Source organism: Acinetobacter lactucae (assembly GCF_001605885.1).
Taxonomy (GTDB): domain Bacteria; phylum Pseudomonadota; class Gammaproteobacteria; order Pseudomonadales; family Moraxellaceae; genus Acinetobacter; species Acinetobacter lactucae.
This window is the reverse complement of sequence record NZ_LRPE01000035.1, coordinates 123,211-137,201: the sequence shown is the minus strand read 5'-3', so window position 1 is coordinate 137,201 and position 13,991 is coordinate 123,211. Positions and strand designations below refer to the sequence as shown.

4 protein-coding genes are annotated in these 13,991 nt (G+C 37.1%); 3 read left to right on the top strand and 1 reads right to left on the bottom strand.

Annotated features, from left to right (window positions below; all coding sequences use genetic code 11):
* Positions 1 to 16: 16 nt before the first annotated feature.
* On the bottom strand, positions 17 to 1,849 hold the full coding sequence (locus AWW73_RS12955) for a phosphoenolpyruvate carboxykinase (GTP) (protein WP_002115528.1): 1,833 nt from the start codon (positions 1,847 to 1,849) through the stop codon (positions 17 to 19).
* Between the two features lie 391 nt (positions 1,850 to 2,240).
* Between AWW73_RS12955 and AWW73_RS12950 the strand changes: the two genes are divergently transcribed.
* The 3 genes from AWW73_RS12950 (at position 2,241) to blp1 (ending at position 13,810) form a co-directional block, all read left to right on the top strand.
* Positions 2,241 to 3,179, top strand: coding sequence for a diacylglycerol/lipid kinase family protein (locus tag AWW73_RS12950; RefSeq protein WP_016146209.1), 939 nt, complete (start codon positions 2,241 to 2,243; stop codon positions 3,177 to 3,179).
* The gene (locus AWW73_RS12945; protein WP_062849849.1) at positions 3,160 to 3,918 is read left to right on the top strand and encodes a metallophosphoesterase family protein; all 759 of its coding nucleotides are present in this window, start codon (positions 3,160 to 3,162) and stop codon (positions 3,916 to 3,918) included. The genes AWW73_RS12950 and AWW73_RS12945 overlap by 20 nt, the downstream gene beginning before the upstream one ends.
* Positions 3,919 to 4,222: 304 nt before the next feature.
* Positions 4,223 to 13,810: a biofilm-associated Ig-like repeat protein Blp1 gene (gene blp1, locus AWW73_RS12940; RefSeq protein ID WP_062849848.1), complete on the top strand. Its 9,588-nt coding sequence runs from the start codon at positions 4,223 to 4,225 to the stop codon at positions 13,808 to 13,810.
* Positions 13,811 to 13,991: the final 181 nt, after the last annotated feature.

The following is a 13,991-nucleotide window of genomic DNA, read 5'->3' as shown; positions in this document are numbered from 1 at the left end:
TTTTTATCTTTAGCAATTAGAAGCCAGTTTTTACAGCTTCAAGTAAAGCTGCTTGACGTTCTTTTAATGCTTTAGGTAAGCGATCACCGAGTTTATTAAATAAATCAGTGTGGCTTTCAATTTCAGTAATCCACTGATCTTTATCTTGAGCTGTGATGAGGTCAAATTCTTCTTTAGAGAATTCAGTACCTTCCCAGTTCAAGTCGTCATATGTTGGAACAAGACCAATTGGCGTTTCAACAGCGTTTGCACGACCTTCACAACGGTCAATGATCCACTCAAGAACACGCATGTTTTGACCGAAACCAGGCCATACGAAGTTGCCTTCAGCATCACGACGGAACCAGTTTACATTGAAGATTTTTGGTAATTTATTACCAGCTGCTTCAGCTTTTGTGCTTACTTGTTGACCAAGGCTTAACCAGTGATCAAAGTAGTCAGCCATGTTATAGCCAGCAAATGGAAGCATTGCGAATGGGTCACGACGAACGATACCTTGTTGGCCAACAGCAGCAGCAGTAGTTTCAGAACCCATAGTTGCAGCTTTGTAGACACCGTCAACCCAGTCGAAAGCTTCAGAAACTAAAGGAACCGTATCTGCACGGCGACCGCCGAAAATGAAGGCAGAAATTGGAACACCAGCTGGATTTTCCCAGTCAGCATCGATAGAAGGACATTGACCAGCCGCAACAGTGAAGCGAGCATTTGGATGCGCTGCTTTTTCACCATTTACATGAGGTTGACCTTTCCAGTTTGTTAAGTTTGTTGGAACTTCTTTAGAAAGACCTTCCCACCATACTTGACCGTCTTCAGTTACCGCTACGTTTGTATAGATAACATCTTTATGAAGAGTTGCCATACAGTTAGGGTTAGTCTTGGTATTTGTACCAGGAGCTACACCGAAGAAACCAGCTTCAGGGTTAATCGCATATAAACGACCATCTTCACCTGGTTTGATCCATGCAATATCGTCACCTACAGTTTCGATTTTCCAACCTTCATAGCCTGCTGGCGGAATTAGCATTGCAAAGTTTGTTTTACCACATGCAGATGGGAATGCTGCAGCGATGTAGTGTTTCTCACCTTGAGGGTTAGTTACACCAAGAATAAGCATGTGTTCAGCTAACCAACCTTGTTCGCGTCCCATGACAGAAGCGATACGAAGAGCTAAACATTTTTTGCCAAGTAATGCGTTACCGCCGTAACCAGAACCGAAAGACCAGATTTCACGAGTTTCTGGATAATGAACGATGTATTTTTCAGGGTTACATGGCCAAGCAACATCTTGTTGACCTTCAGCAAGTGGAGCACCTACTGTATGTACACAAGGAACAAACTCGCCGTCTGTACCTAATACGTCATAAACTGCTTTACCCATACGTGCCATTTTACGCATGCTAACAGCAACGTAAGGAGAGTCAGTTAATTCAATACCGATATGAGCAATATGGCTACCTAAAGGACCCATAGAGAAAGGAACAACGTACATTGTACGGCCTTCCATTGAGCCTTCAAATAAACCATTTAATTTTTCACGCATAACAGCCGGGTTTTCCCAGTTGTTTGTCGCACCAGCATCTTCTTTATTTTGAGAGCAGATGTAAGTACGGTCTTCAACACGTGCAACGTCAGATGGGTCAGAATTTGCAAGATAAGAACCAGGATGTTTTTCTTGGTTTAATTTCTGCATGGTGCCGTTAGCGATCATCAAGTCGATTAGACGTTGATACTCTTCTTCGCTTCCGTCACACCATTCGATTTTTGCTGGTTTGGTTAAGTTTGCAATTTCTTCAACCCATGCGATAAGCTTAGGATGACGAACGAATTCTGGTGCGTTCACTGTGGTCATGGTGAGGCCTATTCAAAATATGTACAACGTACAAGTCATTCATTGAGAGGTACAATGAAAGATCAAATAAAAAAGTGGCTGTATTAAAGCACAAAATCATAAAAAAAATAAGACTAAAGACTAAGAAATAGATATTTTGATTTTTAATTTTTTTGTTATTAAAATCATACGTTTATAGTTTTTTACAATATCTTATCCGTCATATTTTTATGTTGTATGTGTGTTATTTATATTATTTATTTCTTTAAAAATCATATACTTGATTCTTAATTTTTTCTTGAGAATTATTATTGATTATACAAATGATGTTCATTCGAAATTTACATAAAGAGACTTTTATTAGGCGTTTTTATATACAATATTTATGATGAATCCCTCTAAGATAATAAAAATGCGGACTTTAAAACCTCTCTCTATCATCTATAACCAAAAATCGGGTTTTCATGCGTCAAAACATGAAGATATGTATGAACAGTTAATGACTTTATTCACCGAATTTGGTTTTGAAATACAAGTTTTTGAATTGGCAGAAGATGTTTCTTTTGATGATTTAATGAGTCAAGTGATCCACCGGCATAGTCAAAATACAAATTTAGGTGTTGTTGTCGCGGCAGGTGGGGATGGAACTTTAAATGCGGTAGCATCAAAGCTTAGACATACCAATATTCCTATGGGAATTTTACCTTTGGGAACCTTTAATTATGTCGCTAAAGTTTTAGATATCCCCTTAGATTTGTTAGAAGCTGCTGAAGTTATCGCTACAGGTACACCACGCTCTGTACATATTGCGACAATTAATGATCATGTTTATTTGAATAATGCGAGCCTAGGGTTGTATCCATTATTTATAAAAAAACGTGAGCTTTATAATAAGTACTTAGGACGTTTACCTTTACATGCCTATACCTCAGCTCTGGATGTTTTATTAAGAGAAAATAAATCCATGAAGCTTTCTGTGACAGTGGATGGAAAGAAATATCCAGTCAAAACACCTTTAATTTTCTTTGGTAATAACCAATTGCAATTGTGTGATATGAAATTAAGAATTGCCGATTGTGCTGCACAAGGGCGGGTCGCTGGAGTGGTCATTACAAAAAGTGATAGGCTTAGTTTATTAAACATGTTGTGGCAATGGATTCAGGGCAAAGTCGAAGAGGCACAAGATGTTTATAGTTTTTGTGCAGACCATGTGGTGGTGGATTGTGCAAAAAGATCAAAACTTACAGTCGCATTAGATGGTGAAATAATAGAGATGAAAACGCCTTTAAATTTCTCTGTAGAAAAGAACGCTCTAAATATTATGGTGCCAAATGTTGTTACACCTGTCTGATCTGCATTTTGGAACAGAAATCGAAGCATGCTTAGATGCGATCCGACTTTTTTGCACTCAACATAGACCTGAAGTCATTGTGGTGAGTGGTGATATTACCCAACGTGCTCGATATCAACAGTTTTATAAATGCCGTCAGTTTTTAGATAGCCTTAATATTCCTTATCTTGTTGTGCCTGGTAATCATGATATTCCGTTGTACCATGTCTGGAACCGTTTTTTTTCACCATTTACTCGCTATCAATATTTTTTTGGTCAGCTTGAACCAACTTTAGAAACTGAACATTTTTATATTGTTGGGGTGAATAGTATCCGCCGCCGTTATCATACTCGTGGGCATATTTCGATTGAACAAATTCAGACGACTTATGAACGATTACAACAAGCCCCAGCGAATAAAATCAAATTAGTTGTTTTTCACCAACCTTTTTATACGCCACCTGATGATGAACATGGTATTAAAGATTGTCCTGTATTAGGAAAAATGGCACTCGAAAAATGGAGCACGACAGGACTATTTGGAATGTTGCATGGGCATTTACATAAAACTGCTGTATATGATTTAACGCAAATTTATCAATTAAAGATAGATCATCCTATTTATGATATTCACGCGGGAACAGCGACCTCTAGTCGTTTGCATTATCATGTTCCGAATAGTTTTAATGTCATTTCAAACGAAGGAAAAATTAATCATTATTGGTTTAATTATGATTTAAAGATTTTTCAATTAATTTAATTTATAAAAATTTTATAAGACATTTAACTTAAGAGTAGATTGATAAAATTTTATCCATTACAATGCCTAAGCTTTAAATTCTATATATGGGGAATAGGAAAACATTCTAAATGTTTTATCATTTTAAAAATAATATTAATGGATACATAAAAAATTTTTAACTATATAAAAAGCCGCGATTTAAAGTAGCTACAATAAGGGTTTAGTGTTTTATGATAGTTAATAATATTTGATTAAAATGAGTATCTATTTATCTTAATATTTTAGAATAACTTAATAATATTTAAAATTTCATGGTGGAAAAATGGTACAAGTATCATTAATGGCAAATAATGCTTCAAAAAATAATACAGTTGATATTAATGTAGGCCAGACAAAAAATATTGTAGTAAATCCTAAAGAAGTCGCAAAAATCGATATAAATCCAGAAAAAATTTCTTCAATAACAAGAGAAGGAAACAGTGCAATTGTTCATCTAAAAGATGGAACTGAAATTGTTTTAGAAAACTATTTTATTAGCGAAAATCCGCAAATTCTTTTAAATGAAGGGCAGAGTTATTGGGCTGCTAATCTGGGAGAAGATGTTAGCGGACAGACCACTGTTAATTATTTAGAATTAAAAGATACACCAAAGTTTATAGATTCTTCATCTTCTGTACCTATCTGGTCGTGGGTAGTTAGTGCTTTAGCAGGAGCGGGAACAGTTGCTTTATTGTCTCGAAAAGATTCTAAAGATACGACGCCTCCTGAGCCAGGTACGTTGAATCTCAAAAATTTATTAGATTCGGGGGGATCAACTGCAGACCAGATTACTAAAGATAAAAACTTTAATTTAAAGATTGAAGGACAGGAAAGTGGTAGTCGAGTAACGTATTTGGTTTCTACCGATGAAGGGAAAACTTGGCAGGAGACGACAGTAAATCAAAAAGATTTAGCTGATGGTACTTATCTCTATAAAGCCGTAGTAACAGACCGAGCTGGAAATGCATCAGAAACTGCTATAGAAAAAATCGTTGTGGATACTACACCGCCAAAAGCGGGTGAACTGACTTTATCTGATTTGAGCGATACAGGTGTTTCTGCAACAGATCAGATTACGCAAGATAAAAACTTTAATTTAAAGCTTGAAGGACAGGAAAGTGGCAGCCGAGTAACGTATTTAGTTTCTACCGATGATGGAAAGACTTGGCAAGAAACGACAGTAAATCAAAAAGATTTAGCTGATGGTGTTTACCAATATAAAATAGTAATAACAGATGTTGCAGGGAATACGTCAGAAACCGCTATACAAAAAGTCGTTGTGGATACTACCGCACCACAAGCAGGTGAACTGACTTTAGCTGCTTTGACTGATACGGGTTTTTCAGTAAAAGATCAGATTACGCAAGATAATAATTTTGATTTAAAGATTAGCGGACAAGAAATAAATAGCCAAATCACTTACTGGATATCGAAAGATGAAGGAAAAACTTGGCAGGAAACAACAGTCGCTCAGAAAGATTTAACGGATGGTGTTTACCAATATAAAGCTGTAGTTATAGACGTCGCAGGGAATACGTCAGAAACCGCTATACAAAAAGTCGTTGTGGATACAACAGCGCCGCAAGCAGGTGAATTAACTTTATCTGATTTGAGCGATACAGGAGTCTCAGCAACTGATCAGATTACACAAGATAATAATTTTACTTTGAAGCTAACTCAACCAATTGTGATCGGTGAACAAGCTGCTTTACTAGATCACTATGAAGTCTCTACCAATGAAGGAAAAACTTGGCAGGAAACAACAGCTGATCAAAAAGATTTAGCTGATGGAAGTTACCTTTATAAAGCTGTAGTGACAGACCTCGCAGGCAACACATCAGAAACTGCTGTGGAAAAGGTAATTATAGATAATTCTTTAAATATTGAATCAACTACAGTAACTGTAAAGTCGATTACTGAAGACAATACAATAAGCCTAGCTGAAAAAGATCAAGTTATTTCTATAAGACTGGACGTAGATAATCTACCAACAGATTTAAATAGCTCACTGACATCAGTAAATACGACTCTAAACGATGTTGTTTATAACTTTCATTTTGATGAAGTCACCCAAGAATGGGTTACTGAAATTCCAGCAGAGTTTTTGTGGTCAGAAGAATCGCAAACCAATATGTCAATTGATATTAGCCTTACTGATCAAGCTGGTAATACAGCCATTATTAAACAGACCCAAAATTATAATATAGATCATACTCCGAATTCGCCAACTCTAGATTCGCTAACTTTCAACAATATAGATGGAGCTATCATTTCAGGTAGTGTATATAAAGGAAGTAAAGTTGATATCTATAATAAAAATGGTGACTGGCTTGCAACTACAATAGCTAATGAGGAGGGTAAATTTACTTTACAAGACCTTTCAATTAGCTCAAATCAAGAAGTTTATGCTGTCGCTACTTATAATGGATACAGCAGTGAAAATTCGTCAATTGGCCTAGTTACTGAAGTTCCTGCAATTAGTATTACAAGAATTAGTCCAGAAGGTGTGATCACTGGTTATGCGACCGAAGGCAGTCATTTTATTGTAAAAGATCAGAATGGAAATATTCTGCAAGAGTTTAACTCCATTGAATTTGAGGGTTCAGGTATTACGCCTTTTAATGTAATGGCATTAGGTGAAGTCAGACCATTTACTTTGTCTCTCGATCAGCCTTTGGAGGAAGGGACTCAAATTATTATCTCTACAGATAAAGATAATATTTCAGGCCATCCACAATATATTACCGCAGACTATACGCCCGCAGTATTTATAGAAACTCCACAATTTGATATTAGTGGTGAAACTTTATCAGTACATGTTAATGAGCCGAACAGCTTTATTCGTGCATTTTCTGGAGCAGGTAATTTAATTGCTACAGGTTTTACCGATGAACAAGGCTTTGCAAGTTTACAGGTATTCCAATTTTTAAAAGAAGGTGAGTCGGTTACCGTACAAGTAGTAGATAAAAATCAGAATGTTAGTGAAACCCTAATCGAAGTTCCAAACTTTGCTTATATTCCACATGTTGAACGTATTACCCAAGAAGGCTTAATTTCTGGAGTTGCTGAAGATAACAGTACGGTAATTGTGCGTGATGCTGACGGTAATGAATTAGGAAAGGTTACATTAGGTGATGACAATAGTTGGAATGAATTTAGTCATTTTAGCTTGAGTGTAAACCGACCTTTAATTGATGGAGAGCAAATTTCCGTTCAAATTATTGATAATAAAGGGTTGATGAGTCCTGAGCAGAATATCGTTGTAGATCTGACTCCTCCACCTGTTCCAACAGATTTAAATTTCAATGATGCTGGTGATTTAGTTTATGGCCATGCAGAACCTTTCTCTGAAATTTTAGTTAAAGATGGGCAAGGAAACATTCTTAATAAATGGTTCTGGAATAACTGGACCGATGAGAGTGGAAGTTTCTCGATAGAACTAGGTGTGTTTTTAACTAATGCTGAGACGGTTTATGTCACGGCTACCGATGTAAATGGAAATGTAAGTTTAGCAGCTCAGATACAGGCTCCTAATTATGCTTTTGCCCCCCATGTAGATAGCTTTACTTCGGACGGAGTGATAAGTGGGCAAGCTGAAAATAATAGTACTCTCATTGTTAAAGATGCCAAAGGTGAAATCGTAGCCGAAATTAAAGTCGGTGAAGATAACGGCTGGAATGGATCAAGTTACTTTAAACTCCAACTTGACCGTACTCTTGTTGATGGGGAGCAGTTTTTCTTATCAATTACGGATGCTCGTGGGCAAGTAAGCCCTGATACTGTAATTACAGCTGATACAGTTGCTCCTGCACCAGCCAGTAATTTAGTTTTCTCAGAAGATGGTTCATATCTTACAGGTATAGCAGAACTGAACACTACGATTCAGGTTTTTGATCATAATGGTCAGCTCGTGAATATATGGAATAACACCATAAACTCGGACGGTACATTTACTATTTTCTTAGGCAGCAATAATTTACATGGAGAGGCATTCACGGTCACCGTTAAGGACCAAGCCGGAAATGTGAGTGAAACTGTTTCAATAAATGCTCCACTTGATGATATCGCACCGGATCCAATTAAAAATATTTTACTTGATGCCAACGGTCAAAACTTTACAGCACAAGCAGAAGCAAATAGTCAGATTGAAGTTTTTGATTCATTAGGTAATCAGACGGGTTGGGGCTCTACAGATAGTGCTGGTAATGTCTCAGGCTTTTTCAGTCAAATCTATTTACATGGTGAAGAACTTACTTTTGTTGTCATAGATCGAGTTGGTAACCGAAGTGTCGAATTTAAGCAAAATGCTTTAATTGATACCATTGCACCCCATACGATTGAAAATATCATCTTCAACGAAGATGGCCAAAGCTTTACAGCTCAGGCAGAAGCGGGAAGCTCTATTGATGTATTCGATCAGGATGGAAATAAGATTACTACTAGTTATACCGATAGCTTAGGTAATGTATTTGGTTATTTCCCGCAAGTTTACTTACATGGTGAGGAACTTACTTTTGTTGTAGTTGACCGAGCGGGTAACCGTAGTGCAGAGGTCAAGCAGAGTGCTTTAACTGATGATATCGCACCAAATCCGATTGAAAATATTGTATTAGATATCAATGGACAGAGCTTTACAGCTCAGGCTGAAGCAAATAGTCAGATTGAAATTAAAAATACCAATGGTGACATTATTGGTTATGGATCAGCAGATAGCACAGGCAATGTTTCTGGTTACTTGTATCAGGTCTATTTACATGGCGAAGAGCTTACTTTTGTTGTCGTTGATCGAGCGGGTAACCGTAGTACAGAAGTTAAGCAGAATGCTTTGATTGATGATATTGCACCAAATCCGATTGAAAATATTGTACTTGACTCAAATGGTCAAAACTTTACGGCACAAGCAGAAGCAAATACTCAAGTTGAAGTTAGAAATGCTGCAGGTGAGGTCATCGGTTCAGGTTATGTAGATGGCGCTGGTAATGTGTCAGGTTATTTATATCAAGTCTATTTACATGGAGAAGAACTCACTTTTATTGTCGTTGACCGAGCTGGTAACCGCAGTGCAGAGATCAAGCAAAACGCTTTAACTGATGATATTGCACCAAATCCGATTGAAAATATTGTACTTAATGCGAACGGACAGAACTTTACAGCTCAGGCCGAAGCAAACACTCAAATTGAAGTCAAAAATGCTGCTGGTGAAGTCATAGGATCTGGTTCAACCGATAGCATGGGGAATGTTTCAGGTTACTTATATCAAGTCTATTTACATGGAGAGGAACTCACTTTTGTTGTTGTTGACCGAGCGGGTAACCACAGTACAGAGGTCAAGCAGAATGCCTTGATTGATGACATTGCCCCGAACGCGATTGAAAACATCATCTTTAATGAAAATGGTCAAAACTTTACAGCGCAAGCAGAAGCAAATAGTAAAGTTGAAGTTAAAAATGCTGCAGGTGAGGTTGTAGGTTCTGGTTATGTAGATAGTGCTGGTAATGTCTCAGGATACTTAAATCAAGTTTATTTAAAAGGTGAGGAGTTCACTTTTGTTGTGATTGATCAAGCTGGTAATCGTAGCGTTGAAGTAAAACAAGCAGCCTTTCTTGATAATACGGCACCAGAAAATGCGACTAATTTAGTATTTAGCGAAGATGGTTCATATCTAACTGGTATGGCTGAGCCAAATGCTACGATTCAAATATTTGATCAGAATGGTCAATTGGTAAATCAGTGGAATAATAATGTTAATTGGGATGGAACATTTAACATCTCTTTATACAGTAACTACTTGCATGGCGAAGAGTTTAAGGTAGTTGTAGTAGATCGGGCTGGTAATTTGAGTGGTGGGGTTACTGTAAAAGCACCGCTTGATGATGTTGCTCCTGTGGCTGCAAGTAATCTCACGTTTAGTGAAGATGGTTCATCCCTTTCTGGTGTAGCTGAACCGAATACGTTCATTCAGATTTTTGATCAAAATGGTCAACCGGTGAATACGTGGGACCATAGCGTAAATGTTGATGGTACATTCACTATTTCCTTGGGTAGCTCTAATTTACATGGACAAGAATTCACAGTCATTGTTAAAGATCGAGCTGGAAATGTGAGTGATGTTGTTTCAATAAAAGCTCCATTTGATGATATTGCGCCAAATCCGATTAAAAATATTGTACTTGATGCAAACGGTCAAAACTTTACAGCGCAGGCGGAAGCAAATAGTCATATAGAAGTCAGAAATGCTGAGGGTGTGTTAATAGGGCTTGGTTCTGCAGATAACGCAGGTAATGTGACAGGTTACTTCTATCAAGTTTATTTACATGGAGAAGAATTAACTTTCGTTGTCATAGATCGAATGGGTAACCGCAGTGTCGAACTTAAGTTAAATGCTTTGGTGGATACCATTACGCCAGATCCAATTGAAAACATCATCTTTGACGAAAATGGGCAAAATTTTACAGCACAAGCGGAAGCCAATAGTTTTATTGGTGTCAAAAATGCTGCGGGTGAGTTTGTCGGTTATGGTTATGTCGATAGCACTGGTAATGTGACGGGCTATTTCAATCAGGTTTATTTAAAAGGTGAGGAACTCACTTTTATCGTTATAGATAAAGCAGGTAATCAAAGTGTTGAATTTAAGCAAAATGCTTTGATTGATGATATTGCACCAAATCCGATTGAAAACATCGTCTTAAATGAAAATGGTCAAAACTTTACAGCGCAAGCGGAAGCAGATAGTCGAATCGAAGTTAAAAATGCTGTTGGTGAGGTTGTGGGATCTGGTTCAACCGATAGCATGGGTAATGTTTCTGGTTACTTATATCAGGTCTATTTACATGGCGAAGAGCTCACTTTTGTTGTCGTTGATCGAGCGGGTAACCGCAGTACAGAGATCAAGCAGAATGCTTTGATTGATGATATCGCACCAAATCCGATTGAGAATATTGTGCTCGACTCACACGGTCAAAACTTTACGGCGCAAGCAGAAGTAAATACTCGGATTGAAGTCAAAAATGCTGCGGGTGAGGTGATAGGTTCTGGTTATGTAGATGGTGCTGGTAATGTGTCAGGTTATTTTAATCAAGTCTATTTACAAGGAGAGGAATTAACTTTCATCGTTGTAGATATAGCAGGTAACCGAAGTATTGAGGTTAAACAAAATGCTTTAATTGATGATGTCGCACCGCCAGCTGCTGCAAATATTACATTAGCCTCAGACGGATTGCTTTTTGGTGAGGCTGAACCAAATACAACTGTTGAAATTATTGATCAATATGGTGCAATTATCACAACGATGTATGTTGGATATGATGGAAAATTTTATCAATGGATCAATCTGAGTCAATATCAGACACAAAATTTGAGTATTGTTGTTAAAGATATTGCTGGCAACCGAAGTGAAGTTGCTCATGAATTAGTACCTGTATTTACGAACTCACCAATTGCTGCAACAGAGCTAAAATTGGATGTTGATGGCCATATTCTTACAGGTAAGGCGACAGTAGGAATGACGATTGTTGTTACATCTGCGGATGGTCAAAGCATTAATTGGGGGTGGAACAGTGTCGTGAACGAAGATGGTAGTTTTGCTATTGAGTTAAATGACTATTATCTAAAGGGACAGATATTACAAGTTCGAGTTTATGACCAAAATACAAATCAATATAGCCCAATCTCTGAAATTATTGCGCCTTTAGACAATATTGCTCCAGTGATTGACGATGTGGTGATTAACAATGATGGTCAGGGAATTTCAGGCCACACTGATTCAAAAGCAATCATTCAGGTAATGGATGAGGATGGGAATTTACGAGCAGAATCTCAATCGGATGAATTAGGATATTTCAATGCTAATATTTATCCACCCCTATTACGTGGAGAGCAGTTATTTATCACGGCAATCGATTTAGCCAAAAATATAAGTACCCCACTTAATATTACTTTTAATCCAGACTCTAATGCACCACCATCCGTAGAACACGTCGTTGTATCTGAAAATGGTTTCTTTATTGAGGGAACAGCTTCACTAAATAGTGAGGTGCGGATTTTTGATGTCCATAATAATGCTATTGCCAGTGGCTATGTAGATGAAGTAGGACACTTTAATATTCCGTTATACCCACCTCAGGCGAATGGACAAATTTTACGCATTGTTGTGGAACAAAATGGCTATCAAAGTGCATATACCGACATTAAAGCACCTATAGACATCGTCGCGCCAAACGCAGCAACTCAGCTTGTGTTAGAAGATGGAAATGTACTTTCAGGACAAGCGGAAGCATATTCAATTGTTAATATTTTTGATGCTAATAATAATCAGGTTGGGCAAACTACTGTCGGAAGAGAAGGTAGTTTCTTAACACAATTATGGTCACAATATTGGCATGGCGAAACATTGACGGTAAAAGTAGTTGATACCAATCAAAATGTGAGTGTGGGTACAACGGTTGTTGCTATAAATGATACAACAGCACCGAAAGTGGTCACCCAGCTTGCCATAAATGAATGGGGTAATTGGCTGGTAGGACATGCCGAAAGCAATGCTACTGTTGAAGTCACTTATTATTTTGCCAATCAAGAACCTTCTGTAACGAGTACTACGGTCATGGCAGATGGAACTTTCTCTACTTATATGTATGAGAATGCGACATCATTTGATATTACTGTTATTGATCGTGCAGGAAATCGTAGTGAAACTATCAGCAAAGCGATTAATGATTTACCTACCATCACTGTTGATCAGTTTATAGGTGATGCTACTGATAATATTTATATAGTTGATCATATAAGTGATTTTGTTCAAGAATATATTGTTGAGCCGTATGCAATATATAAAGATGTCTGGATTGATAATAGCTATATGTATCCAGAATGGGTTAATGAAGGGCATTATGAACAAATATGGCTTGTTGATGGATATTATGAACAACAATTAATAACAGATGTATATTATGAAAAGCAGTGGATCATAAGTGGTTATTCGACTATACAAAAAATATATGTAAATCAAGATAATATAACTTATATAGATAATGGCACGGCAGAGAGCGACTATAGTCGATATGTAGAACAACATTATGATGCTGTAAATAAGCAATGGCAAGAAGGCTATGAACTGACTTATATCCGCTCAGAGGAAGGTTGGGTTGATACTAGTCATTTTGAAGATGTTTATATTGAATTCAGCCATTATCAAGATGTTTATATTGATACAAGTCGTTATGAAGATATTTGGGTAGATACTAGCCACTATCAAGATGTTTGGGTAGAAAGTGGCTATTGGGAGAACCAGCTTGTCGAATCAGGCTACCGAGATGCCGATTTTGGTGGACACGATAAAATAATTAGCTCTGTGAGTTATAGTCTGGTTGGATATTCTGATTGGTCGACAAATATAGAAAGTGGTCGTTATGTTGAAGACTTGGAGTTAGTTGGCTCTGCTCATCTAAATGCAACAGGCAATACTTTAGATAATCTTTTAACAGGTAACTCTGGTAATAACGTGTTAAATGGGCGTGAAGGTAACGATACCTATATGATTCATGAAGGTGCTGATACCATTTTGTTCAAATTGCTAAATAACCAAGATGCGACTGGCGGGAATGGACATGACACGGTGTTAGATTTTACTTTAGGTGATGTAAGAACCGATGCTCAAGCAGACAAAATTGATTTAAGTGAACTATTAATTGACTATTCTAAAGATGTGAGCACATTAGCGAAATTTATTACTGTAGAGCAAGATGCTGGAAACACGACTATTAGTCTTGACCGAGATGGAGAAGGTGCAATGTTTAGTAGTGTTTCATTGATAACTTTAAATCAGGTAAATACAACATTAGATGAATTGTTGAATAATCAGCAACTCTTTGTTTAACATTAAAATTTATCTTTATAAAAGAGGCTATGAAAATAGCCTCTTTTATTTTGTGCTTTAAATTTAATAAAAACTCTTCACAACCTGTTAAAAAATGACCAAAAAAGATAAGTTTTTTTTCATTTTCCCCTTGAAGCCTTTTTTTTCATCCCCACAAAAGTGACATCTAAATATTTTGTTA